This window comes from Leptotrichia trevisanii DSM 22070, assembly GCF_000482505.1.
Taxonomy (GTDB): Bacteria; Fusobacteriota; Fusobacteriia; order Fusobacteriales; family Leptotrichiaceae; genus Leptotrichia; species Leptotrichia trevisanii.
This window is the reverse complement of the sequence record NZ_KI519443.1, coordinates 104,491-129,201: the sequence shown is the minus strand read 5'-3', so window position 1 is coordinate 129,201 and position 24,711 is coordinate 104,491. Positions and strand designations below refer to the sequence as shown.

Here is a 24,711-nt window from a genome sequence, read left to right as displayed (position 1 = left end):
ATTTTTTAAAAAATGGGATATACTAGTTTTAGAATAAAGTTATTTGAAAATCAAACTTAAAATTATGATACAATTTAATAAAACTTATCAAGAGAGATATTAGGGAACGGCCCGTTTGAGTATCCAGCAACCTGTAATTACAAGGTGCTAAGTCCGGCATACAAATGCAAAGATAAGAATTTTAATTCTCTTCCTTGCAAGGAAGAGTTTTTTTTAGGATAATAATATTTTTTATAACAAAATATTGTGTAAATTTTAAGGTTGATAATTATAATTTGTTTTACAATAAAAAAAATAGAAATTAGAAATTAGGAGGAAATGAAATGGCTAAAAAAATTTACTTTACATCGGAATTTGTATCACCAGGGCATCCAGACAAAATTTGCGATCAGATTTCAGATTCAATATTGGACGCCTGTCTTGCAGATGATGAAAGTTCGAGAGTGGCTTGTGAAACATTTGCAACTACTGGGCTTGTAGTTGTTGGGGGAGAGATTACAACTAAGACTTATGTGGATGTGCAGAAGATTGTTAGAGATAAAATTTATGAAATCGGATATCGTCCAGGAATGGGATTTGACTCTGACTGCGGTGTGTTAAATACTATTCATTCTCAATCGCCTGATATTTCGATGGGGGTAGATACAGGTGGAGCTGGAGATCAGGGAATTATGTTCGGAGGAGCAGTTAATGAAACTGAAGAATTAATGCCTTTGGCACTTGTATTATCACGTGGAATTATTCAGAAATTAACTGAAATCACAAGAAATGGAACACTTGTTTGGGCAAGGCCTGATGCAAAATCTCAGGTTACACTGGCTTATGATGAAAATGGAAAGTTGTTAAATGTTGATACAGTTGTTTTATCTGTACAGCATAATGAAGATGTTACAAATGCACAAATTGAGAAGGATTTAAAAGAACTTGTTATAAAACCTGTGTTGGAAAAATATAACTTGAATATTGAAAATGTAAGAAAATTTCATATTAATCCAACTGGAAGATTTGTGATTGGAGGGCCTCACGGAGATTCTGGACTTACTGGAAGAAAAATTATAATTGATACTTATGGTGGATATTTTAGACATGGTGGAGGAGCATTTTCTGGAAAAGATCCATCCAAAGTTGACAGATCGGCGGCTTATGCGGCAAGATGGATTGCTAAAAATATTGTTGCAGCAGGCTTTGCTACAAAATGTGAAGTTCAACTATCTTATGCGATAGGTGTTGTTGAACCAGTGTCAATTCGTGTAGAAACATTTGGAACTGGGACAGTTGAAGAAACAAGAATTGAAGAGGCTGTTGCAAAATTATTTGACTTAACACCGAATGGAATCCAAAAATCATTAAACTTGAGAAAACCATCATTTAGATATCAAGATTTAGCGGCATTTGGACATATTGGAAGAACTGATATTGATTTACCTTGGGAAAAGCTGGATAAAGTTGAAGGATTGAAGGAAGAATTAGGGAAATAGTATAAAAACAGGGAGCGAATAAGTCACTCCCTTTAAATTTTTATTTATTAGAATATTTTTCAAAAGCCTTTTCAAATCCAATTGTGTACATATCAAAAAAGAAATTTATATTTTTTTCAGGAATATCGCCTAATGCTTTCATAACATTTTTTGCAAAATGAAAGGGACTGTCACCTCTTGCAGTTACCATCTTTCCATCAATTACTGATTCTGCTTTCACAAAATTTTCAGAATTTGTATAATTTTCATTATCCTTTATTTCCGCAAAATTGTTTACAGTATGTTTGTAATCATTTAGAAGTCCATTAGTTGCAAGGAAATAAGCGGCATCACAAATTGCACCTACAACTTTATTTGGATTATTCTTAAATTTTTTAACAAGTTCAATAATCGTGTAGTTTGTTTTAAAGCTCTGATTTCTCCAAGTTTTTCCTCCAATTAAAATCAGTCCATCAGTATTGTCTTCCATAATTTCTTCTAATGTCATATCAGGCAACATTTTTAAATTTCCCATTGATGTTTTAATATCCTTGTTAGTTGAAGCATAACTAATCGAATAATTTTGAGTTATATTTTTGTCATTCAATGCTGAAGACAGAAATGCAGCTTCCCAATCTGCAAATTCATCTAAAATTAAAAAAACTATATTTTTCATTATCATTTTGTCCTTTCTTAGTTGCAATAAATTTTCGACTTTAAAACTAAATAAAATTATTTCGTTTTTAATAGTTTAATTTTCTAAAGTTTTAAAAGAATTGAAAATATTATAAATTATAATATAAAAAAAGTCAAATATTTAATTTTTTCCATTTTCTTATTTTTGTCCTGAAAGTTTTAAAAGGAGCGACTGTATTTATGTGTATCCATTTCCAGATAGGCCAGTTACTTGGTGTGGAAGAAGCCCATTGTCGTTGATTTTGCTCAAATAACTCCTTTTCTGTATAAATTTCAATTAAATTAGTTATTTTTTTTACGGTTATATTAAATTCTGCAATTAACTTTTTTATTGAATAATTTTCATACTTTTTATAAAATGATTGATAAAGTCCACCTAAATTATTCCATTTGTAATTTTCTGAAGGAGTAATAACTATTTCATTATTTTTATTTTTTTCTTCCCATAAAAGTATTAAATTCATCCATCCCAGCTGGTAAGCAATCATTTGAACAGGACTTTTGTCAACTTCATCTACAAAAGTATCTTTATTTTTATCAGTAATTTCTGAAAATTCATTAATAAATAATACAGCTCTTTTATTTATTTCATCTGTCAATTCTTTTTTACTTGAATATTCCTGCATAATTTTCTCCCTATTCTTTAACAGGCTGTCTTATCACTGTCTTAATCTTATTCACATCTGCCTTTCTTGGATCGCTCAAATAAATTTCATGGTGATATCTTTTCCCTGTTAAATCAATGCTGTATCCACATTTTTGTGCAAATTCATTCATTTTCTGAATAGTTTCAGGTTCATCATTGTAGCTTCCTATATGCATGCATTGTACACAAAGCCCTTCATTATAGCTGAAAAATTCAACTTTTGAAAAATCCTTTTTCTTTTTTTCAGTAGCACACTTTATAGCCCATTCCACATCTTCCTTTTTAATAAAATCAGGTACTCTAATTAAAGAAATCCAGTTAAATAATTTCTTGTTTAGCAGATAATTTTCATTCTTTACATTTTCCTGCCACCAGAGTCCTTCTAGTGGCGGAACAACATATTCAAAAAATCCTTCAATTTTATATTGTGTCTTGTAACTCATTTTAAGGGTATAGGCAACTCCATATAACATTTCAACAGCTTTTTGATATTCCCCTTCTTTCTCATTGGGATTTCCTTTTCCACGTACTGCTATAAAATTCATTTTAGGGATTTCTATAATTTCAGGATTCTCTGATGGTTTATAAAATCTTTTAAATTCCTTTTTAAAATCAAATGCCATAACTACCATCTCCTAATGATTATTTTATGCTGATATAAATGTGAATTTCTGCATTTTCATAATCATTACCTGCTATATATTCTTCAAAATCATAGGTATAATTTCTCATGTCAGATTTTTCCTTCCCAAATTCTTCCCAAAATTTATTCCAAAATTCTCCAACAGCCTTTTCAGGATTTCCCATAATTATAAATTTTGCATATTTTCCCTCTGGAATTTGTATTTTTATCATATCTTCAGGAATTTCACCAATTGTACTTTTTATTTCACAGCCTGTAAGACAATCGTACTCAAATCCATTTTCGTTATTGTAGTTATAGTAAACACCTATAGCATTGTCATTTATTCTGTTTTCTATATTTTTAGCACCTTTTTCAGAATACAGTTTTTTCCATAAATCTGAAATTTTTTCATACATTGTTTCATCATCTTTCACTCTTGTTTTAAATCCAGCAAGAGTTTTTTCTTTAATTTCTACTATTTCATATTTCATAATTATCATCTCCTAATTATTATTTTATACTGATATAAATGTGAATTTCCATGTTTTCATAGCTTTCACCTGATATTTCATAGTTATCTTTAGTTATATATTCTTCAAAATCGTATGTATACCTTCTATTATCTGAAAAATCCTTACTCAATTCTTTCCAAAATTTATTCCAAAACTCTCCAACAGCCTTTTCAGGATTTCCAGTAATTACAAATTTTGCATATTTTCCCTCAGGGATTTGTATTTTTATCATATTTTCAGGGATTTTATCTATTGTATCCTTTACTTCACAACCTGTAAGACAGTCATACGCAAATCCATTTTCATTACTGTAGTTATAATAAACTCCCATAAGATTACCGTTTTTTCTATCTTTTACATTTTTCACACCTTTTTCAGAATATAAATCTTTCCATAAATTCCAGATTGTATCATGTGCTGTTTTCTCTTCCTTTATTCTTGCCTTTAATCCAACAAGAGTTTTTTCTTTAATTTCTACTATTTCATATTTCATAATTATACCACCTTTGTTAAGTTATTTTTATTATTTTAAAAGTTTCTCCTCTCTAATACTAAACCCTATTTAAATGGGAAATAGTATAAAATTTCTATAATTATTATAATATAAAAAATATGACATCAGTGTGTCATATTTAAAATATTTATTTTTACAAATAATTTTTCTTCATTTTTTCAATTTTTTTAAATAAAATTTTCTTTATTCTCTCAGGTTCCTTTACCCTCAAATATTCTCCAAATGAAAGTAAATAACCATAAATCCATTCGTTTTCAGGATTTTCCATTGTAACTTCAAAATTACCATCTTCCATTTTATTTATATTTTCTTCCGAAAATTCATCATAGACACGGTATGCCTGTGATTTGTCTATTTCAACTGTGACTTTTACACTTTTTACTGTGCTTTTGTTGTTATTTATTTCAAAGTCTTTGATTGTTTTTTCAAAATATTCGTTTGTTAAAGTTAAATTTTTGATTCTTGTTATTTTAAATTGTCGAATGTCGATTTTTTCGTGGCAATAGGCAAATAAATACCACGCTTTTTCCTTGAACCATAAAGTCAGGGGATCTGCTGTTCTTTCAGAATGTTCGCCTTTTGTATTGAAATAGTCAAATTTTACAGTTTGTTTAGTTAATATTGCTTCTTTTAATTTTTCAAATAGGGTATTGTCATCATTGTTGTATCTTGAGAAGTCTATTTTTATCCAGTTATTTGCTTTTTGATTAAAAATGGAACTTAATTTTAAGAAAGTTTTATCGTTGTTGGGATAGTTTGTGGCATTCAGACTTTGGAGGGCATAAAGTATTTCGTTTTGTTCTTTTTGGGAAAGTAGGGATTTATTCATTATGTAGTTATCCATTAACTTTATTCCGCCGTGCTTTCCTCTTTGAAAATAAACTGGAATACCAGCAGAAGAGAGAATGTCAATATCTCTGTAAATTGTTCTGGCTGATACTTCAAAATGTGCAGCAAGCTCTTTTGCAGTAATAGTCCTTTTTTCAAGTAATAGATAAACAATTTCAAATAATCTGCTGATTTTCATATTGCTTTTGCTCCTTAAAAGTTTTAATATTCTCTTTTTATTTTATCAAAAGTCAGTATAAAATTAAATAAAAATTTTTCACTATATTTTTTGTATAAAGAAATAGGACAAAATAAATTCGCTAAGGTTATTTCCAATGGTAAGGACTTACAAATTGAGATAATGGTAATGATCTATTGTTTGCTAATAATGTAATTTCTTCAGGAGATACTTGGATAGAATCTCCTTGTTTGTGTGTTGGTACTTTTACAATTGCCTTTTTATAAGAAATTTTTATTATTTTAGAGCCATTTTCTGAATCTTCTTCCCATTTCATAAAATCATTTATATCTCCGAGATTAACTTCTGGATAAACATATTTAATTAAAGCACCTGCAATATCTTCTACTGAATGACATCTAAAGTTGTTTACAACCATTGTTTCAAATTTTACTCTTTTCACTTCCTTGATATAGTTAGAATCACACGAAAAAATAAAAAGCAATCCAAATAATAATAGTAATAATCTTAATTTTCTCATAATGGCTACCTCCATTTTATATTTATTCATAGCAAACCTGCTCTTCTGCTTCAAGGGAAAATTTGAAAAATTTAGTATAAAATTAAATAAAAATTTACTGTTCACCGTACATTTCTTCTATCTTTTCGTCATCAATTCCAAATAGATAAGTTAGCACAAATCCACCTGCATACGCTCCAAGCATTGCGATCATAAAGTAAATCCAAGTTCCTGGGACTACAATAAGCAGCCCAAATAATCCTGAAACACCTTGAGAAATTGTCCCAAGATGGAATAGAACTGCAAGAATCCCGCCAATCCCAGAGCCTAGACAGGCTGTAACAAATGGCTTTCCTAATGGCAAAGTTACAGCATACATTAATGGCTCGCCAATTCCAAGTATTCCAACTGGAATGGAATCTCTTGCCATATTTTTAAGCCTTTGGTTCTTAGTTTTTATATAAATTGCAATTCCTGCACCAACTTGTCCTCCTCCTGCCATCATAAGAATTGGGAGTAAATAATTAATACCTTTTGTGGGACCTTCAGGATTGTTAAGCATTACATGGATAGGAGTTAATGCCTGGTGCAATCCTACGGAAACGAGAGGTAAAAATCCTGCAGCTAGCAGATAACCGCCTAATATTCCTAGTTTGTTGTATGTGAAATCAAGAATAGCGTATATAAATTCTGTTATAATGCTTCCTAAAGGCTGAATTACAAGCAGTGCAATAAATATCCCGATTATTAATGTTAAAAGGGGAGTAAAGAAAGTGTCGAGCATTGATGGGATTATTTTTCTTATCTGCTTTTCCAGAAATGCGGTAATCATTCCCATAAAAAGAGCTGCAAGTAATCCGCCCATTCCTGGTGTAAAGGGATGGTTAATAAAAGGCAGCATAATTGCGTTTTTTTCTTCAACTTTTAAAAGTAGCGGCAAAGCAGGATTTGCTATGAATATAGAGCCGATAATTCCACCGAGGACGGCTGTTCCGCCAAACTCTTTTGATGCATTCATTCCTACATAGATTGCAAGATAGCCAAACATTACAAATCCGATACTTCTTATAGCAGCAAACCACCATATTGTATTATAAGCATTTTTAGTTGCAACATTTATCACATTTGTAAGTCCCATTATTAATCCTGCTGCAATTATTCCAGGTAGTAAAGGCACAAATACATTTGCAATTTTTTGAAGAAATTGTTGAACAGGCCCATTATGTTTTTGTCTATTGACTTTCTTATTTTCATTTGCCACATCTTTTACATTACTATCTGAAAATCCTAGAGCAATACCACTAAGTTTTGAAAATTCATCTCCCACAGTGTTTACTTTTCCAGGCCCTAATACAATTTGTAAAGTTTCGGCATTCACTACATTTAGTATACCATCAACCTTTTTCAATTTCTCCAAATCCACTTCATTTCTAATTTTTACTCTCAGTCTTGTTATACAGACTGCATTTGAAACAATATTTTCCTTACCGCCTAAAATATCATAAATTTTCTGTGCTGTTTTTTTGGCATCCATAATGCTCATCTCCTTTGTAAGTTGAAGTTTCAAAATTTTTTAATTAAATAGTGAAAGATAAATCTATTAGATAGAGGCATTTTTATTTTTTTACAAAAGAAAATTTTTGCCAAGGTTTGATGTAATCAATTAAAAATATTTCTTCATCAGCTATTTTTCCAACAACATTTGACTTTCCAGTATTTTTCATCTCTGTCTTTGCAATTAAAAGTTCACCTGCATAATGCCCGTATTCACTGCTTTCAATAATTACATCTCCTTTTCTTATTATTTCAGGAGCATTAAAAATTTTGAAATTATGTCCTTTGTACTTGACACGGCTACTTGTGGAACGGATTAGATTTTCGGAAATATCACCTCTGTTAAAGTGAAATTCATCAAAAATTATTTTTTGCTCTATTTCAGGAACATCTTTTTCCAGCTCGATTGAAAAACTTACCATATCTTTACGCACTTTTTTAAATTTTTCTAATTCTTCATCAGTTGGATAGCAGTTTGAAATAATTATATCATCAATTGTTTCTAGTGCCACAAAATGCTTGAACTGAACTATTAGCGGCAAGTTACGGTGCATTTCCAAAGTTGGCAGCCCTTGTGTTACTGGCCAAGGCCCAAAAGTGTTTTTGGCTTGTGAAGTTATAAATGCCGCTGTTTGTAAGCCATGTTTTGTAAAGTTTTCTGTGCATTTTTTGAAAAATTCCAATCCAAGTCCTGTGTGAATATGAGGGTAAAAATTGTGGCATCCTATTAGATTGCTTTTATTTGGGCAGTAATCCATAATCGTGTCGATATAATGGGTATCGTTGCTCATATTTACCTCAATTTTTAAATTTTCCTTATTAAATGTCATAATGCTTTCCTGCAATCCAGTAAATCCAATATCAAGCCTGATTCCATCAGCTCCTATTTCCTTAAAGAAAGTTAAATCATCATAACTGATTTCCAAATCATCAAAAACTTTTGGATTTACATCCAGGATAATCTCAAAGCCTTTTTCCTTGGCATAATAATTTACTTTTTTAAATTTTTTTAAAATTATTTCCTTATTCTCCGTAGAAGAGAGCAGACAACTGAATATTCGGCTAAAGCCAGCTTCAAAAGATTTGTCAATATAATTTAGCAATTCTTCTTCAGTTGTCTTTTCAGGATAAATTGAAATTCCTAATCTTCTCATTTTGTACTATTTCCCTTCTTTTTTATTCTTGTGTTTCAGCGTGTTCTTCTGCCAACAATTTTTTCTCGTAGGCTGTAAAGAAAGGATAGTAAATTGCAACGGAAATTATAATTAGAAGTATGTTTAAAATCACAGCTCTGTAATCTCCATTTGTTGCTAAAAATGCTCCTATTGGTCCTGGAAGAGTCCAAGGCGGTGTTGAAGTTACACGGTTTACCAGTCCTGCTACCATTGCAAAATAGGCGATTGAGGCATTAACGATTGGAACAATTATAAAAGGTGGCAACAATGTAGGATTCAATACGATTGGAGCTCCAAAAATAATTGGTTCGTTTATGTTGAATATTGAAGGAAGGATTGCTGCTTTTCCTAGAGTCTTACCGTAAGTTGATTTTGATTTAAGCAGTAGTAATAATGCAAATCCTATTGTCGTTCCTGAACCGCCAATCCAGATAAACCATTGATATAAGGGTTCTGCCGCAATATGAGGAATATTTTGTCCATTTGCCAAAGCTGTGGCATTTTGTTCAAGAAGCATAAGCCATAATGGACGTACAACTGAGCCGACGATTGAATCACCGTGAATTCCAAAGCTCCAGAAAAACGTAATCATAAATACGATAAGTATTACAGAAAACCACGAATCACTAAATTTCAGAACGGGTTTTATAATTGAGCCAATTATGTCGTGTAAATCGATATTTAGCCAGTAAGTTAAGATTGTCAATGTGAAAATGATTATTGCTGCTGGAGTCAAGGCTTCAAATGAACGTGCAACTGATTCTGGCACAGCTTCAGGCATTTTTATTCTAAATCCAGTTGTTGTAGTCATTCTATATACTTCAACTGCAAATATTGCTGCTATTATTCCTACAAATAAGCCTGCAGAGCCTAATTTTGACATTTGCAGGGCGTATCCAATATCTTCCTGAATAATTTGAGAGCCTTTTGTACCTTCCTCAACGATAATTTGCACTGCTTTTCCGCCGATAGTCTGATTTATCACTTCTATCGGATTAATCATTTTAGGCATAATTGTAAGCAAAAATGCGCAGACTGAGAGGATTGCCCCTGTAATTCCGTCTAACTTATACGATTTTGCAAGACTGTAACCGATTCCCATAACTGCGTAAAGTCCCATTATGAACATTGTCATACGATAGGGGAGCAGCATTTGCACTGCGTGTTTTTTCGCTAAAATTGAAATTGCCCATTCTTTTGGAAAAGGCGGGAACGCTAAAATTAAAAATATTGATCCGACAATGATTAGTGGCAATGTGGAAACTATACCATCCCGTATCGCCCTTAAATGTCTTTGTTCTGATATTTTTGCCATTTTTATTGAAAGTTGTTCTAAAACTGCCATAATTCTACTTCCTTTCCTGTTGTAATATTATTTTTTTTTGAATTTTATACTATTGTCCATTTAAATAGCAGATCGGTTCTAAATCTTTTTAGCAAGGTGCAAATACCCCTGTTATCAAATGACTAAAACATAATTTCTGTTTCTTAAATGGGATTTAGTATTGGTATTTTAAAATTTGTTACTTTGATAACAGCTCTTGAATTTGTTTTAACAGTTTTGGACCTCCAAGCGGGCTGTATCCTTGCGGCGTAATCATTGCACACGGCACACCTGCATCTTTTGCCTGAGCGTTTAATGTGTCAAATCTGTGTCTTATTTGAGGAGCAACCATTGCCACGTCATATCCATTTTTTACTTCTTCTTCAAATTGCTGCGTACTTACAGCCTTCACTTCAATTTCCACACCTTTTGCATTTGCTTCTTTTTCGAGAGCCTTTACCGCTACTGCACTAGACATTCCTAGTGAACATACAAATAATACTTTCATAAAATCCTCCTAATTTTGTTTTTATTTTTCAATTTTTATAGTTTTTGTATCAATTCTATTCAAAATAGTGTTAGTTTTCCAATTATCTGTTTTATAAACCTATTGCTTTTCAAGTTTATCAATTCTTTTATACATTTTTATCATACCCTCAATTAACGTTTTTGCCTCAATTGCTGTCATTAAATGATCTTGTGAGTGAACGAATAAAACCGAAGGCGTGATACCTTTCCCATTTACTTCTGCCTGAATTATTTCCGTCTGAACATTGTGAGCTGACAACAGAGCCTCATCAGCCTCTTTCAATAGATTTTCTGCTTTTTCAAAATTCCCTTTTCCTGCCTCGCTTAATGCTTCGTAAGCCAGTCCTTTTGCCATTCCGGCACTATTTACAATTTCAAAGACGACTAATTCCATTTGTTCCTTGTCCATAATTTCTTATTTTCCTCCATTTTGATATTTTTCTCTGTTTTCATAATAGTCCTTAAACTGTGGCAAATATTTTTCGTGTGCATCCAGCAGCTCATTCAAAACTTTTCTTCCAATTGTAGTTCCAGGAACTAATGGATTTGTAGTGAAAGCCTGCAATGCGGTGTAATAATTTCCTGTAACAGCCGCTTCCACAGTCAGTTCTTCCATTGCCTTCATTAATTGAATATATCCTCTCTGTCCAGCATTTGGAAATTTACCAAATGTTATAGGTTTAGGTCCGTTTGCTGTAATGTATGAGGAAATTTCAACAGCTGAATTATACGGTAAGTCTGCAATAGCCCCTTTATTTCTAGTATTTACAGCCATTATTATGCCTTTATCGTTATAAATCGCACTAATCAATTCACAGGCTGCGTCAGAATAATAAGCTCCACCTCTCTGTTCAAGCTGTTTAGGTTTTTCCTTCAAATTTATATCCTTGTAAAGTTCAAAAAGTTCTGCTTCAACTCTTTTAACAATTTCCCCTCTTGTTCCCCTCTCCTTATATGACTTCAATCCTTCAGCCAACATTTCATCCTGTAAATAATAATATCTATGGTAATCACAAGGCAGCATTCCTAGATTTTTTATCTGATCATAATCGTAATTTATGCTGACAATATTTTTTACACCGAGATTTTCCTTATCCTGCCTTTTATCCCATAAATCCGCCGTAAGTTCATTTCCTTTCTTATCCCAAACTTTGTACCAGACAAAGTGATTTAGCCCTGCGAATTGGAATTTAAACTCGCTAATATCTTTTTCGTAAAGGCTTGCACAATCCATCTGAGTATGTACTGGGATATTGCAAAGCCCAACAACTTTTTCAAAATTTCCATAATTTAGTACAGCTTCTGTCACAATTCCCGCAGGATTTGTAAAGTTAATAAGCCAAGCATTTGGAGCAAGTTCCTTAATATCCTTCACAATATCAAGTATCACAGGAATTGTACGAAATGCCTTGAATATTCCCCCAGCCCCATTTGTTTCCTGTCCCAGAAGTCCGTTTTCAAATGGTATTCTTTCATCCTTAATTCTCGCATCAAGAAGTCCCACACGAAACTGAGTCGTTACAAAATCCGCATCCTTTATAGCTTTTCTTCTATCCAGCGTCAAATAAACCTTGCAGTCAATACCAGCCTTTTCCACCATTCTTTTAGCCAAATTTCCAACTATTTCTAATTTTTCTTTCCCTTCCTCAATATCAACCAGCCATATTTCCCTTACTGGCAATTCCTTTATCCTTTTAATAAATCCTTCTATCAGTTCAGGAGTATAGCTGGAGCCTCCACCAATCGTTACAATTTTAATTCCATCCCTTTTTTCCATTTTACTATCCTTTCTAAATTGCTAAATATTTTTTTCAGAATATTCATGTATCAATTTTGCTACATTATTGTCGTATTGTTTTAATTTTTCCGTTGCCATATCTCTATCAATATCCAAAAGTATCATAGCGATAGCAGTTTTTACATCATTTCCAGCTTTTTCCAAAACAGAACTTGCCTTTTCATAATCAGTCCCAGTAGTTTTCATTATTATTCTTTTCGCTCGCTCAACCAGTTTCTGATTGGAAGTTTTTACATCCACCATGTAGCCTGAAAATACTTTTCCCAGTTTTATCATAATTGTTGTGGAAATCATATTAAGTATCATTTTCTGTGCCGTTCCAGCCTTCATTCTGGTAGAGCCTGTAACAATTTCAGCTCCAACAGGGACTTCTATAGAATATTGACTAACCTTTGATAATTCAGAGTTTTTTGAGCAAGTTATACTTCCTGTAACTGCACCAATACTGTTTGCATATTCTATTGCCCCTAAAACATAGGGAGTTCTGCCAGAAGCGGCAAGTCCAATAACTACATCATTTTCAGTAAGATTAATATTTATCAAATCCTGTTTTCCAAGTTCTGGATTATCTTCAGCATTTTCCTTAGCCTTAAATATCGCTTCATTTCCACCAGCAATTATTCCTTGAACTTTTTCAAAGGAAACCCCATAAGTGGGAGGGCATTCTGAAGCGTCAAGAATTCCAAGTCTTCCTGATGTTCCTGCCCCAACATATATTATCCTTGTTTCTTTTTTATATCTTGACAAAATAGCATCTATCAGCCGTGAAATGCTCTCTAATTCTTTTTCTGCGCAAAACGCCACTTTCTTGTCTTCCTCATTTATCCTTCTCACAATCTCAAGGCTATCCTGCAATTCAATATCCTTGCTGTTTGGATTATTCTCTTCGGTAGACAATTTTTCCAGTTCAATCATTATTTATCACACCCTTTAAGTTTAGTCCAAAATTAGTTTTATATATCATAATTATAACTCGATTTTTATTAAATGGAAGTCCATTTTTAAATTTTTCTAAAAAATTTGTTTAAAAGAGAAGAAAAGTATTGATAAACTCTGCTTAAAGTTTATATTTGTATAATTCTGAAAAATTGTAGTACAAAAAAACAAGAGCATAATTGTTTTTTACACTCTTGCTTATTTATTGTTAAATCCATTTGTTAAAAAGTCAACTATATTTATGTGTTTTATACCATTTCTAGACATATCAAATTCATCCATTGAGATTACATATTTTGGATAATTATCTTTGATTTCTTCAAGTGGGGAAAATTCACGCTCTATTGTTTCCTGAGAAGCTAGCAGGTAGGCTACTTGGATATAGATTAAATCTCTATTTGGCTTTGTGCATACAAAATCTATTTCATAACTGTCAATTTTTCCTATTTTGACATTATATCCCTCTCTTAGGAGTTCCAAAAATACTATATTTTCAAAAATCTGATTAATATCCCGTTCATTACTTTCGGTAATGGCTTCTCTAATTCCATGATCTGCAATATAATATTTTTCACTTACATTTAACACTTTTTTTCCTTTTAAATCATTACGTGGAACTTGGTAAATCAAAAATGCCTCTTCACACGCCCTTATGTAATTTAATATAGTTTCGACTGATACTTTTCTGTTTTCACTTTTAAAAAATTTTGAAATGGAAGTGGCGGAAAAAGTATTGCCAACATTCATAATCAGATAATTTATAATTCTTTCAAGCAAGTCTGTATCTCTGATACTGTTTCTTTGAGTTATATCTTTTAAAATTATGGAAGCATATAAGTCTTTCAGATATTGCATACATACTTCAGTATCAAAATTCAAATTATGTAAAAAAGGCATTCCGCCAAGTCTTATGTAATTATGAAAAGCCTCCCTTATATTTGTATTTTTCTTTGTGTTGTTTAATGCTTCCAAAAATTCGTTAAAAGAAAAAGGATATATCACAAATTCAACATATCTGCCTGCCAAATAAGTTGAAAGTTCCCCAGACAAAAGTTTCGCATTTGATCCTGTAATATAAATATCAAATTGATAATTGTCATCTGATCTCAAGGAATTTATACATTTTTCCCATTCTTTAACTTCCTGAATTTCATCTAGAAAGATATAGCATTTTTTATTTATTTTTTTATATTTATCAATAATATATTCATGAAGAGTTTCAGTAGTAGTTAAATGTTTATTTTTCAGATTTTCAAAATTAATATTTATAAATTGTTCATGAGTAATCCCGTTATTTTTTAGTTCTTCCATGATTAATTTTAACATATACGATTTTCCACTTCTCCTAATTCCTGTCAAAACTTTCACTACATCTTTATCAATAAAAGGAATTATTTTTTTTATATAAATTTCTCTTTTTATCATATTTATCACCTCGAATAAATTATACCACAGATATAACTGATAAAAAAGTTATTTTTAAAATTTTATTCGATATAACTGACAAAATTCTAAAATTTATACTTTTTATTCGATGTAACTGATAAAAAACAGATAAATCATTTTTTATTTTGTTAAACTAAAAAATAAATACGGAAGAAGCCCCATACTCATACTTGAAAAAATAATCCAAAGTCCCGACACAGTTTCTACAATCTTTCCTGATAAATCCTTTTTCAAAAATTTTACCATAAAATATATCGAAATTATAAATATTATAAGCAATGTTAATCCACTGAATAAAAAATATTTTTCATAAGTATGGGCAAGCCCAAGGATGACAAAAAAATATTCAATAATAAAAAGTAGGCTTAAAATAATCACAGCCTTTTTTCTCCCCCAAAGTTTGCTATATGTCTGCACTCCATGTTCCTCTTCATCAGCTCTTCTCGTTTTTCTTCCTATTTCCAGTACGATTCCATTTAAATAATTTAATGCAAAAAGAGGAATTAATGCAAAATCAATATTATGTCTATACCGTTGTAATATAAAAACGTCAAAAATATTTTTTGGTACAATGTATTGTGTAGCTTCTACAATAACAAGAGTAATGAATACCATTATTACAACGTGGGAGAGAGCATAAATCAAAATTCTTTTTGTAAGCCATTTTTTTATAAAAAATTCCTTTGCCATTAAGAACATATAAATCCATACAAATATCATAAAATAGATAATTTCAGGATCTATAACGTGTGCAAGCATTATTTGTATTATAACAGTTGCAATTCCTATTTTTCTCAATGTTTTTAACGAAATTACACCTCTTTGGACAGGACGGTAAGCCCTATATTTTAAGTCTTCTTCATAATCCTTAAATTCATCTGTAATTCTTAATTGAAAGAAAAACATAAAAATTATGATAAATAGAGCGATTATTTTATATTGAAATATCCCTATTTTAATTCCGTTTGTAAAAAGATACATAATTTTTGAATTGTATAATAAACTTGTATAAATATATCCTGACAAAGTAAAAATTAATACGAAAAAAGAGTTTTTTCCTAATGGGAATCGCTCATTTAGATATATTTTGAAGTTTTTTATATTTTGGATTATTGATTTTTTTGAATTTATATTACTTTCGTTCATTTTTATTTTCTCCTCTTACAATATTATAATTACAACAATTTTACTGACAATAGAAGTCAATCATGGAAAGTAAATATCCTGTATTACTGTCTACCGGTGTTTTTTCAAGAAAATCTTTAATTTTATATCTTAATATTAATTTTTTTTCATTGTATTGTGCAAATTTTTCATTACGCATAGCTCTATCAAGAGAATGGCTGAATGGAGTTCCTGAAGATGCAATGCTTTCTATGACTCCTCCTAAAAAATCAAAAAACAGTCCTCTTGCTTTAGAACGCATATGAGTCTGATACTTTTCATCGAGATATGACAAGTCTGCCTCACTTTTTTCTGCTGAAAGATAAAATCTTTTCAAAGCTCTTCTGTCATATAATGAAAATAATTTTAATCCTTCCTGAATTAATTCTTTTGCTTCTGTTTTCATAAAATTTCCTTTCTGAATCTAAATTTTTAAAGTTTTTCAACTATCTCTTCCAGCCTTTTATAATCCGTCTTACTGTTATGTCTTTTGTCCATAGGAATTTCAGTTTCGATTATTTTAAATATTCCAAATTTTTCTTTTAGCCCTTTAATTTCATTATCCTCAGATAAATTTCCTTTAAATTCAGGATTTCTTTCGGCAAAAAGATATAATTTATTATTTTTGGAAGTAAGGACTGACTTTTTCAAGTTTTTGCAAAATGAAAAGGCAGTTTCTACAGTAAAAGGATAATAAATGTTTTCTTCAATCTGTATTCGCCCTTTAACCCTTCCAAGCAGTATAAGTTGCCCTTTTTTGTTAATATATCCCATATCTCCTGTTTTATGCCAGTTTTCATTGGGATTTTTCTCAACATTTAAGTAACCGTTAACTACATTTTCTCCTTTTACAAGTATTTCACCTTTTAATGTTGAAAAATCTTCAACATTGTTATCTTTTAGGATTTTATTTTTTTCAGCTGTTTCCTCTAATTTTTCTATTTTAAGTTCTATTTCATTAACAATTTTTCCAGCCAGAAGCCCTTCGCCATTTTTCATATTTTCAATATCTTCTTCTGTTATGTCTTCAAAATTTAATACTGATATGGGTTCAGCCTCTGACGCTCCATACAAAGCTATAATTTTAGCATTTGTAAAAACTTCTTTAATCTTTTTCATAAGGCTGTAAAAGACAGGTGCTCCACCTGTGTATACCTTTTGGACATTTTCAAGTATTATTTTTTCATCTTTACAAAATTTCACGATATTTTCAAATATGGCAGGAGGCAAGATAATGTTTTGTATATTATTTTCTGTTATTTGCTTAACAATATTCCTAAAATCTGACTCGACAGGTTTTCGCCAGTTCAAATCAGGAATAAAGGTAGTTGTTCCTGTTGCCATATGTGAAAGAAGAAATATCGGGAATGAAGAATAAACAGCTGTTTCTTTTTCAAATTTTAGATTTTTTTCAAGTACATTGTGCTGTCCAAGTAAAAATTCATGAGTTCTCATAATAATTTTTGGAAAGCCTGTACTCCCGCTTGTAAAACTGATAAGAGCAGGAGTATTTCCGTCAATTTTTTCATTTTGTATTATTTTCTGATTTTTATTTTTTTCATATATCGAAAGTTTTTCAGAATGTTCCATCATTTTAATATAATTAATTTTTTTACCAATTTTTCTGATTCCTTTCAAAAAGAATCCCTTTAAAAGTGTCTTTCCGCTTCCAATTATTCCGTCAGGGGAAATCATTTCACAGCATTTATTTATATGCTCAATACCAGCATACGGATCAATAAACACAGCTTGCAGTCCCATTTTAAATATTGCAGTCAGAATAAGATAAAATTCTATGCCAATGGGGACAAAAACAACGATTTTATTTCCTTTTTCAAATCCTTTTTGTATCAAATAGCTGCAAATTTCATCTGATTTTGTATCAATTTGAGTAAAAGTAATCTTATTTCCTGTCTTTAAATCAAATAATGCTGTATTGTCTGGATATTGTTTTCTCAAATCTTTAATTTTGTCAATTATTGTCATTCTACACCGCCTTTTATTTAAAGTTCCTTTATAAACAGGGCATACTTTCTTAATTCATTTCCTAGTAATAAGCCAATATTCTTGGATATGTTTTTTTCATGCATCAAGGCATAAATCACATTTTTATATCCTGAATGTTCCGCTTCCTTCACAAGTTCATCTATCAGAATATATCCCATCCCTTTTCCATTATATTTGGGAGAAATTGCAATCGTTTTAAGAATCATAGTTTCTATTTTCTCCTTGTATTGAAGTTCGGCATAATCAGGTATTCCAAATACATAGCCTATTAATTCGTCTTTTAAATAAAGCATTTTAAAGAATTTTTTTACAATTTTATCTTCATAACTCATATACATTTTCAAAAATATTTCTCTATCCAATTCAGAATATAGAAAATTATTTTTAAATGCCTCAATCGTCAAGTTGTAAACTTTATTCAGCACAACAAGTAAATCCTCATTTTCCGCAGATTTTACTGTTATATCCTTATAAAAGTCAAATTTTCTCAACTTTTCAATTTTTTTAGATAAATTTCCCCTTTGAACAGGATTCATATTTTCCATTATTGTTGAAATATAGTAGGTAAGTGGCTTAAAACCAATTTTTTCAAAGAGTTTCACATAATAGTCTTTATTAAAAGGTTCCAGCAAAAATGGAGGATGATTTCCCCTGTCCGTAACATACCGATATGTATTCCAAGTAGTCCCATTTAAAGGGCCTATTATTGTTTCTATACAATCTTTTTTAAGATTTTCAAAAATTTGATTAAATATTTCTGTTTCGTTTTTCTGATATTTTTCCAAAATATTTACATTGCCAATATACGATGTTGTCTTTCCATTGTAATTAGGGCGATTGTGCCATAAATTAAGACTTCCAGCTGTTTCTTCATTCTCATTATAAAAAACAATAATTTCAGATGGACGTTCTATTTGTATTTTTGGAATTTCATTTTGTGAAATGTTATTTTCCGTAACATATTTTTCTAAATAGTTTTTATTTATTTGATTATTTTCTGTTATTACATATCGCTTGATTTTCATTTTTAAATTTTCTCCTTTTTGATAATTTATAGTATTTATATTAAACCCTATTTAAGTGATGAATTTGTTGTATTTTATTATATAATCTGTTCGTAAGGAATTAAAACCTACTATTTCTAAAAATAAATTGATTTATTAAATATTCGATTTTAAATAGTAAGTTTTTATAACATTCCTAATCCTAGTAATAATATAGAACAGGCAAAAACTATTCCAGAAGTTATAAATACTTTTGTTTCTCCACTAAGTTCCTTTTCCTTTTCAATAATATAAAAAATCTTCATACTTGTTTCGTAAATAAATATTCCGCCAAATATAAAAATTATTATTCCAGCCAGCATTTTAAAATCCCAAATTCTTGATAAAGTAAAATAGTTTATCATAAAAAAAATCACTGCTTTTCCAATGCTTCCTATGAGAAAATTCATTCTAAATGTTTCCCGTTTTACATTTCCTGCATTGTCTCTTATCAAATTTATAATTCCAAAATGTAGTGAAAAAGCAAAAATATAAATGAGATACATTTTATTTTTATCTAAAATAATACTCATTGCAAGCCACATTGCTGTAGTAAATGCTATTGCCAAAAGTCCTTTAAGAGAATCTTTTACTTGCCCTTTTACCTTTGGAGTGAAATGATAATAGCCAAGATACATTATTAGTGGCGGAATAAGCCATTTTATCCCTCCAATTATCATTACGATGTAAAGAAAAAATAAACTTGCAGTTTGTGCAACCCTTGTAAGTGTAGTCTTTTTTCTATTCAAAATTATAATTATAAAAAGTATTATTATTACCCAAAATTTGTACATCAGTTCCTGTGCTGTCAAATACAAATTTAATCTCAAAAAGAGATACACAAAGAACGGTACAAAAAGATTATCCAGCCCATTCCACGAAATAACTTCAAGAATCATTGTAAGAATGCTTAAAAGCAGGGAAACAAGCACGATGTTTATGCTGCCAATATCACTAAAGAATAAAAAGAAATTTATACATATAAAATATGTTGTAAGAAAGAATGTTATTGAGCCTTCTATTGATTTCGTGCCAAATCCTGTATTAAACCTGTATTTGCTGTAAAATTCACCTATAAGAGCGGCAAAGGCATCGGAAAACATAAGGATTATAAGTGGAAGGGCATACATTACCTTGTCTTCGCTTGATACAATCCATAACCCAAGAATACTCACAATAAAATATATATCTCCAAAAGTTTTCCTGTTTTTTGTTTCCAGCACCTTTTTAAATCCCGTTATTTTATGTTTTACTATTCTAATGGAAATAAGCAGCATAAGAAAAATTGCTCCAAGTATTATAACTGAACTTTTTTCTTCAAATATAAAGGGAAGTGCCAGCCCTCCGATTCCTGAGCCTATATGCAGGATTTTCCGTATAAGTTCTGAATTTAGTTTTTCACTTTTTTCAAGTTGGTTCAGTAAAAGGAAAAACAGGATAAAAGCTGCCAGAACAGCTGTCATTTTAACTATTTCCATATTTTATCACCTTTTCAACTACAAAATCAGTATAAAAAAACGTCTTGTCCTTTTTATGAAGCCTTTTATCGAGCTCTTCCAGCCTGTGAAAATTGTTTTTTATATTTTCTTTTCCCTTTAGAGATTCTAATTTTGATGAATTTCTTTCCACAATTAAGTTCCAGTATGCCAGTATTGCATTATTATCAGCATTATCATAAATTTTTTTCATTAATTTTCTATAATTCTCCAAAGACATATATTCAAAAATATCACTTAAATTAAATTTATTTATTTTAAAATCTATCCCATCAAGATATTCCTCAACAGAATTCTGAACAATTTCCAATTTATGAAGATTTTTCTTAATATTTTCAAAATTTTCTTCTTGCAAAAAGTAAGGCAGGTGTTCCAAACGGTAATTTCCTGTCAGAATATAGCAAATGTAAGGATTCTCATGTGGAGGGAGTTCACAGAGGGCATATCTGCTTCTTTCCTTCATTTCCTCAGAAATATTTTTTTCTGCATATCTGAAAAATTCCTTATCCCTTCCCAGTTTCCCAACTATGTATTTTGAAAAGAACAGCTTAAACATCAGTTTCCATCTAAAATTATTCCAATGACTGTCATAATACTCAATTCTTTCCTGCCTTGATTTTTTTTCAAGAAGTTTTTCAATTCTTTTTTTATTATGCACAAAAGGAAGTATTTTTTCCCTGAAAATCTTAAAAAATTTTTCAAATTTTCCAATATGGATTATTCCATTTTCAATCGCTTCCTTATTAAAATCCCAGTAGTTCCTCACATCTTCCTCAAGATTTACCTTTATTTTTTCATACATTTCAATTCTTTCAGATGAAATTTTTATCCCTATAAATTCCAGCATTTCCTCATACGAGAAACTTTTAAATATTTCTCTTTTAAGTTTGGCAAGAGCTATCTGGGGAAAACTTATGTCAAGAGCCACTACTTTTTCAGGATTTTTAGCAAGCATCGAAAATACATTGTCCCCTGCTGACAAAATTCCAAAACACACATCTTTTTCATTTATATCAAGGCTTTCAAGCAATATTTCAGTATCTTCCCAGCATTGGGAGTATCTTATCAAAGAAAAATCAACCTTATTTTCTTTTACTTCCGTTTTCAATTATGTTCCCTCCTAATTTGTTTGTAGTTTTAAATTTTTAATAAAAATCAGTCATCTAATTTTTTAATAATTCCTGTACTTCCGTCAAATTGAACTATATCTCCTGTTTTTAGAATGCTTGTTGCTCCCTGTACTCCAACTATGGCAGGTATATTCATCTCTCGTGAAATAATTGCACTGTGGGATAAAAGGCTTCCTTTTTCTACAATAAGTCCTTTTAATAAAGGAAAAACCATAACCCAGCTTGGATCTGTGGATTTTGTTACAACTATATCTCCATCTTCAACTTCCGTATTCATCGGATTTAATACAACTTTTACCTTTCCTTTGACAATTCCTTTGCTGCATCCTGTTCCCTTTAAAGTATTTTCATCCAGTTGTGAATTTTCTGCCAAATCTTCATAATAAAAATTTTCTCCTAGAAATCCTTTCGTTAAAAATCTGTCAGGAAGAATTGCTGCCGATTCGTATTTCTTATATTCCTCTTTTCGCAGTTCTATAAGTTTTTTTAAATCAACATCAATTATTGAGCCGTCAACAAGTCCAAAAATTTCATCAACAGTAAGGTAGAATACATCTTTTTCATTGTTTATAAGGTTGTCATTTTTCAAGTGTATTCCCATTTTTTTCATAATTTTTCTTACTGTTCCAAAAACCTTTGTCCGTTCATATCTTAGATTTTCCCTCAGTCTTATAAATTTTTTCGCATAAAATACAGTTTTTTTCAATAAATATTTCTTTACAGGACTTATTTTTAGATTGTCATATATTTTTTTCTGTTCTTCCGATATGTTTCTTTTAGTGTGTTCCTGAGTATTTTCTGTCATTGAAAGAGAAAATATCATTTTTATCAGAAATATTGGTTCTTCCTTTAATGTGGGTGCTTCCAATTTCAGTTCGTGGATTGTCCTGTCGCCAAATTTTTCCATGTATTCGTTCATAAGAGAATTAAATTTCGTATTTTTAATTAATTTTAGCACATCAGGCATTAATTCGCCATCATTTTTTATTATATCCTTTATTTCATTCTGTAAAGATTTATCCTGCCTTAACATATCGCTCATTTTTTTTATGTATCTTGAAGGTTCGACACTTATCATATCGTTTCCTTCCTGAGCGATAAGAATATTATGTTTTTCTTCAAAATTTTCTTTTATATATTTTTCTGCCATTTTTTTTGAAAGTCCAAACCATACCATCACAAGAAAGTCATTTATAATGGGGATTTCCCAATTTTTTAGAAACTTATTTTCAAGGAACTTATAGTATTTTTTCAGTTCTTTTATATTTTTATTATCAAGATTACTATTTTTCCCATTAAGATTTTCATCAATAATTTTATAAAATTTCTCAGCTTTTTTTTCTATGAGAAACATATTCATAAATAGTGTAAATCCTGCCTTATATTTTTCCAGTCTATTCCTAAATTTTTCCAAGCCTGTCATTTTTTCTTCTGCTTCCAGAAGATTTTCATTAAGATTTTCCTCTGACAGCTCCTTTTTTACCCCCATCATCTGTTCCATAAACTTGCTGTTACCTTTGGAATTTGGAAACAGCATTAGAAGTTTGTACCAGTTTATGAGGTTATAGTAAACTCTTCCCTTTAGAAGCCCCAGCATATTGTCATACACAACTTGATAGCTTTCAACAACCTTCGGAGGCACTCCTGTAATTTCTGAGAATCTTTTATATACATCAGAATACGCCTTTCTTATAAAGCTGAATGTGAGTGGCAATGTAATTTCAGGATAACTTTCTACGATGTTGCTGTTATCCCATATTATTGTATTGGACGTTTTTTCATTTATTTTTTCCAATGTAGTTATGGGCCTTGACTGCAATATATACAGATTCCCTTTTTCAAATGCCCATTCCATATCCTGAGGCTTTCCATAATATTTTTCAATATTTATGATATTTTCACCCAGTTCACGTATTTCATCACTACTTAAAACTTCCTCTTCAATATTTATTTCTTCTACTTTTATTTTCTGATTTTCAAAATCTAAAACCTGTCTTATTTTTTTGGTTCTTATCTCTTTTTTAATTTCCTTTATTTTTTTATTATATATAAACAGATCTCCATTTTCATCTCCGTCAACTATGCTTGTTCCCAGTCCATAAGTTCCAGAAATAACGACTTCGTCATAATTATTATTTACAGGGTTTACGCTAAATCCAACTCCAGCCTTTTCAGAATTAACCATTTCCTGAATTATTACCGCCGGAACATTTATTTCGTTATTTATTTTCCCTTCCTTCCTATATTTCATCACGTGTGGAGAAAAGGACGAAATCCATACTTCCTTTATTTTTTCCAGTATATTTTCTTTTTTCACATAAAGATACGTTTCAAACTGCCCTGCAAATGAAAAATTGCTGCTATCTTCCTCAATCGAAGACGATCTCACTGCATAATAGCTTTCTTCATTTAGCGTATTTTCTATTTCCTTTTGAAATTCTTCCTTAATTCTATGATTTTTTATAATTCCAATTATATTTTCAATCTTTCTTTCAGAATTTCCACTAAATACATCATCCCAGTCCTTTATTTCATCATTATTCCCTGCTTTTCGATTATCCTCTTCAATTTCTTTCAGCACAACTTCCTTAAAATATCTATTTGTAATTACTGAAAAATAAGGAACATTAAAGCCTGCAGCAGCCAGTTCAACCAAATTTTGTGCCTTTTTACCTATTTTTTCCTCAAATACTGTATTTTCATTATGATTTTTTAGTTTATCAACGTTATAAATATATTTCATAAGTTATTTTCCTTTGCTAAAGATTAAAGATTATGAATCTTTTATATATTATACCTCATTAAGATTAATTTTAAAAATTTTTATATAGAAAAGTTTTTTTATTAAAAGTAACCCTCAATTTTTTTCAAAATTAATGTAGGAGCAGTATTATCAAAAATGTTTTTATTATATAATATAAAAGATTAAATTCTATTTTAAGGAACAGAAATAATTAAAATTTCTTGTTTTTAGCTAGATTTTTTAAGGTTTTTTATTTTTTAGGGGGAACAAAAATTAGGATTAAACATTTCCTTGAGTTTTACTTTGAAATTAGATATAATTTGTGTAGAAAAAAATAAACTAGTATTAAATTTAAGCAAAATAACTTAAAATTAAGCTTAGAAGTTAAAAA

The 24,711-nt window shown here is 30.4% G+C and carries 23 protein-coding genes and 1 riboswitch; of the genes, 1 reads left to right on the top strand and 22 read right to left on the bottom strand.

The window, feature by feature from the left end:
* Positions 1-81: 81 nt before the first annotated feature.
* A riboswitch (SAM riboswitch) is annotated at positions 82-179 on the top strand.
* A gap of 144 nt (positions 180-323) precedes the next feature.
* The gene (gene metK, locus K324_RS0110245) at positions 324-1,478 is read left to right on the top strand and encodes a methionine adenosyltransferase (protein ID WP_026749037.1); all 1,155 of its coding nucleotides are present in this window, start codon (positions 324-326) and stop codon (positions 1,476-1,478) included.
* Between the two features lie 40 nt (positions 1,479-1,518).
* On the opposite strand, the gene K324_RS0110240 is transcribed toward metK, so the two are convergent.
* From K324_RS0110240 to K324_RS0110135, 22 genes are all read right to left on the bottom strand, one after another.
* Positions 1,519-2,133 carry a DJ-1/PfpI family protein gene (locus K324_RS0110240; RefSeq protein ID WP_026749036.1) on the bottom strand — a complete coding sequence of 205 codons (615 nt, stop codon included), beginning with the start codon at positions 2,131-2,133 and terminating at the stop codon, positions 1,519-1,521.
* A 133-nt stretch (positions 2,134-2,266) separates the two neighbouring features.
* Entirely contained in the window at positions 2,267-2,779 is a 513-nt protein-coding gene (locus K324_RS0110235; protein ID WP_026749035.1) for a ClbS/DfsB family four-helix bundle protein, read from the bottom strand.
* A 10-nt stretch (positions 2,780-2,789) separates the two neighbouring features.
* Entirely contained in the window at positions 2,790-3,422 is a 633-nt protein-coding gene (locus K324_RS0110230; protein WP_026749034.1) for a GyrI-like domain-containing protein, read from the bottom strand.
* 19 nt (positions 3,423-3,441) lie between these two features.
* Positions 3,442-3,915 (bottom strand): GyrI-like domain-containing protein, encoded by a 474-nt coding sequence (locus K324_RS0110225; protein WP_026749033.1) that lies wholly within the window; start codon positions 3,913-3,915, stop codon positions 3,442-3,444.
* A gap of 19 nt (positions 3,916-3,934) precedes the next feature.
* Positions 3,935-4,429 (bottom strand): GyrI-like domain-containing protein, encoded by a 495-nt coding sequence (locus K324_RS0110220; RefSeq protein WP_026749032.1) that lies wholly within the window; start codon positions 4,427-4,429, stop codon positions 3,935-3,937.
* A 154-nt stretch (positions 4,430-4,583) separates the two neighbouring features.
* Positions 4,584-5,477, bottom strand: coding sequence for a helix-turn-helix transcriptional regulator (locus tag K324_RS0110215; protein WP_026749031.1), 894 nt, complete (start codon positions 5,475-5,477; stop codon positions 4,584-4,586).
* Between the two features lie 127 nt (positions 5,478-5,604).
* On the bottom strand, positions 5,605-5,997 hold the full coding sequence (locus tag K324_RS0110210) for a hypothetical protein (protein WP_026749030.1): 393 nt from the start codon (positions 5,995-5,997) through the stop codon (positions 5,605-5,607).
* A gap of 94 nt (positions 5,998-6,091) precedes the next feature.
* Entirely contained in the window at positions 6,092-7,510 is a 1,419-nt protein-coding gene (locus K324_RS0110205; RefSeq protein WP_026749029.1) for a PTS transporter subunit EIIC, read from the bottom strand.
* 82 nt (positions 7,511-7,592) lie between these two features.
* Positions 7,593-8,684 (bottom strand): DUF871 domain-containing protein, encoded by a 1,092-nt coding sequence (locus tag K324_RS0110200; RefSeq protein WP_026749028.1) that lies wholly within the window; start codon positions 8,682-8,684, stop codon positions 7,593-7,595.
* 22 nt (positions 8,685-8,706) lie between these two features.
* Positions 8,707-10,050 carry a PTS sugar transporter subunit IIC gene (locus K324_RS0110195; protein ID WP_026749027.1) on the bottom strand — a complete coding sequence of 448 codons (1,344 nt, stop codon included), beginning with the start codon at positions 10,048-10,050 and terminating at the stop codon, positions 8,707-8,709.
* Positions 10,051-10,228: 178 nt separating this feature from the next.
* Positions 10,229-10,537 carry a PTS sugar transporter subunit IIB gene (locus K324_RS0110190; protein ID WP_026749026.1) on the bottom strand — a complete coding sequence of 103 codons (309 nt, stop codon included), beginning with the start codon at positions 10,535-10,537 and terminating at the stop codon, positions 10,229-10,231.
* A gap of 99 nt (positions 10,538-10,636) precedes the next feature.
* Positions 10,637-10,966 carry a PTS lactose/cellobiose transporter subunit IIA gene (locus tag K324_RS0110185; RefSeq protein WP_026749025.1) on the bottom strand — a complete coding sequence of 110 codons (330 nt, stop codon included), beginning with the start codon at positions 10,964-10,966 and terminating at the stop codon, positions 10,637-10,639.
* 6 nt (positions 10,967-10,972) lie between these two features.
* Positions 10,973-12,334 carry a 6-phospho-beta-glucosidase gene (locus K324_RS0110180; protein ID WP_026749024.1) on the bottom strand — a complete coding sequence of 454 codons (1,362 nt, stop codon included), beginning with the start codon at positions 12,332-12,334 and terminating at the stop codon, positions 10,973-10,975.
* 21 nt (positions 12,335-12,355) lie between these two features.
* Positions 12,356-13,270: an N-acetylmuramic acid 6-phosphate etherase gene (gene murQ, locus K324_RS0110175; RefSeq protein WP_026749023.1), complete on the bottom strand. Its 915-nt coding sequence runs from the start codon at positions 13,268-13,270 to the stop codon at positions 12,356-12,358.
* Between the two features lie 219 nt (positions 13,271-13,489).
* Complete coding sequence (locus K324_RS0110170) at positions 13,490-14,716, bottom strand: ATP-binding protein (RefSeq protein WP_026749022.1); 1,227 nt, start codon at positions 14,714-14,716, stop codon at positions 13,490-13,492.
* A gap of 141 nt (positions 14,717-14,857) precedes the next feature.
* Positions 14,858-15,883, bottom strand: coding sequence for a UbiA family prenyltransferase (locus tag K324_RS0110165; protein WP_026749021.1), 1,026 nt, complete (start codon positions 15,881-15,883; stop codon positions 14,858-14,860).
* Between the two features lie 40 nt (positions 15,884-15,923).
* Positions 15,924-16,307: a hypothetical protein gene (locus K324_RS0110160; RefSeq protein ID WP_026749020.1), complete on the bottom strand. Its 384-nt coding sequence runs from the start codon at positions 16,305-16,307 to the stop codon at positions 15,924-15,926.
* A 26-nt stretch (positions 16,308-16,333) separates the two neighbouring features.
* Positions 16,334-17,887, bottom strand: coding sequence for an AMP-binding protein (locus K324_RS0110155; RefSeq protein WP_026749019.1), 1,554 nt, complete (start codon positions 17,885-17,887; stop codon positions 16,334-16,336).
* A gap of 17 nt (positions 17,888-17,904) precedes the next feature.
* A complete protein-coding gene (locus K324_RS0110150) occupies positions 17,905-18,933 on the bottom strand; it encodes a GNAT family N-acetyltransferase (protein ID WP_026749018.1) in 1,029 nt (342 codons plus the stop codon).
* 164 nt (positions 18,934-19,097) lie between these two features.
* Positions 19,098-20,429: a diacylglycerol/polyprenol kinase family protein gene (locus K324_RS0110145; protein ID WP_026749017.1), complete on the bottom strand. Its 1,332-nt coding sequence runs from the start codon at positions 20,427-20,429 to the stop codon at positions 19,098-19,100.
* Positions 20,416-21,555, bottom strand: coding sequence for a BtaA family protein (locus K324_RS0110140; RefSeq protein ID WP_026749016.1), 1,140 nt, complete (start codon positions 21,553-21,555; stop codon positions 20,416-20,418). The genes K324_RS0110145 and K324_RS0110140 overlap by 14 nt, the downstream gene beginning before the upstream one ends.
* Positions 21,556-21,602: 47 nt before the next feature.
* A complete protein-coding gene (locus tag K324_RS0110135; protein WP_026749015.1) occupies positions 21,603-24,320 on the bottom strand; it encodes a PEP/pyruvate-binding domain-containing protein in 2,718 nt (905 codons plus the stop codon).
* Between the last annotated feature and the right edge of the window lie 391 nt (positions 24,321-24,711).

Bases quoted from the DNA above. Each gene is read 5' to 3' on its own strand.
- K324_RS0110195 (WP_026749027.1), bottom strand. From the start codon at position 10,050: ATGGCAGTTTTAGAACAACTTTCAATAAAAATGGCAAAAATATCAGAA.
- K324_RS0110135 (WP_026749015.1), bottom strand. From the start codon at position 24,320: ATGAAATATATTTATAACGTTGATAAACTAAAAAATCATAATGAAAAT.
- K324_RS0110210 (WP_026749030.1), bottom strand. From the start codon at position 5,997: ATGAGAAAATTAAGATTATTACTATTATTATTTGGATTGCTTTTTATT.
- K324_RS0110155 (WP_026749019.1), bottom strand. From the start codon at position 17,887: ATGACAATAATTGACAAAATTAAAGATTTGAGAAAACAATATCCAGAC.
- K324_RS0110145 (WP_026749017.1), bottom strand. From the start codon at position 20,429: ATGGAAATAGTTAAAATGACAGCTGTTCTGGCAGCTTTTATCCTGTTT.
- K324_RS0110220 (WP_026749032.1), bottom strand. From the start codon at position 4,429: ATGAAATATGAAATAGTAGAAATTAAAGAAAAAACTCTTGTTGGATTA.
- K324_RS0110170 (WP_026749022.1), bottom strand. From the start codon at position 14,716: ATGATAAAAAGAGAAATTTATATAAAAAAAATAATTCCTTTTATTGAT.
- K324_RS0110200 (WP_026749028.1), bottom strand. From the start codon at position 8,684: ATGAGAAGATTAGGAATTTCAATTTATCCTGAAAAGACAACTGAAGAA.
- K324_RS0110240 (WP_026749036.1), bottom strand. From the start codon at position 2,133: ATGAAAAATATAGTTTTTTTAATTTTAGATGAATTTGCAGATTGGGAA.
- K324_RS0110180 (WP_026749024.1), bottom strand. From the start codon at position 12,334: ATGGAAAAAAGGGATGGAATTAAAATTGTAACGATTGGTGGAGGCTCC.
- K324_RS0110235 (WP_026749035.1), bottom strand. From the start codon at position 2,779: ATGCAGGAATATTCAAGTAAAAAAGAATTGACAGATGAAATAAATAAA.
- K324_RS0110165 (WP_026749021.1), bottom strand. From the start codon at position 15,883: ATGAACGAAAGTAATATAAATTCAAAAAAATCAATAATCCAAAATATA.
- K324_RS0110160 (WP_026749020.1), bottom strand. From the start codon at position 16,307: ATGAAAACAGAAGCAAAAGAATTAATTCAGGAAGGATTAAAATTATTT.
- K324_RS0110185 (WP_026749025.1), bottom strand. From the start codon at position 10,966: ATGGACAAGGAACAAATGGAATTAGTCGTCTTTGAAATTGTAAATAGT.
- metK (WP_026749037.1), top strand. From the start codon at position 324: ATGGCTAAAAAAATTTACTTTACATCGGAATTTGTATCACCAGGGCAT.
- K324_RS0110225 (WP_026749033.1), bottom strand. From the start codon at position 3,915: ATGAAATATGAAATAGTAGAAATTAAAGAAAAAACTCTTGCTGGATTT.
- K324_RS0110150 (WP_026749018.1), bottom strand. From the start codon at position 18,933: ATGAAAATCAAGCGATATGTAATAACAGAAAATAATCAAATAAATAAA.
- K324_RS0110205 (WP_026749029.1), bottom strand. From the start codon at position 7,510: ATGGATGCCAAAAAAACAGCACAGAAAATTTATGATATTTTAGGCGGT.
- K324_RS0110230 (WP_026749034.1), bottom strand. From the start codon at position 3,422: ATGGCATTTGATTTTAAAAAGGAATTTAAAAGATTTTATAAACCATCA.
- K324_RS0110190 (WP_026749026.1), bottom strand. From the start codon at position 10,537: ATGAAAGTATTATTTGTATGTTCACTAGGAATGTCTAGTGCAGTAGCG.
- murQ (WP_026749023.1), bottom strand. From the start codon at position 13,270: ATGATTGAACTGGAAAAATTGTCTACCGAAGAGAATAATCCAAACAGC.
- K324_RS0110215 (WP_026749031.1), bottom strand. From the start codon at position 5,477: ATGAAAATCAGCAGATTATTTGAAATTGTTTATCTATTACTTGAAAAA.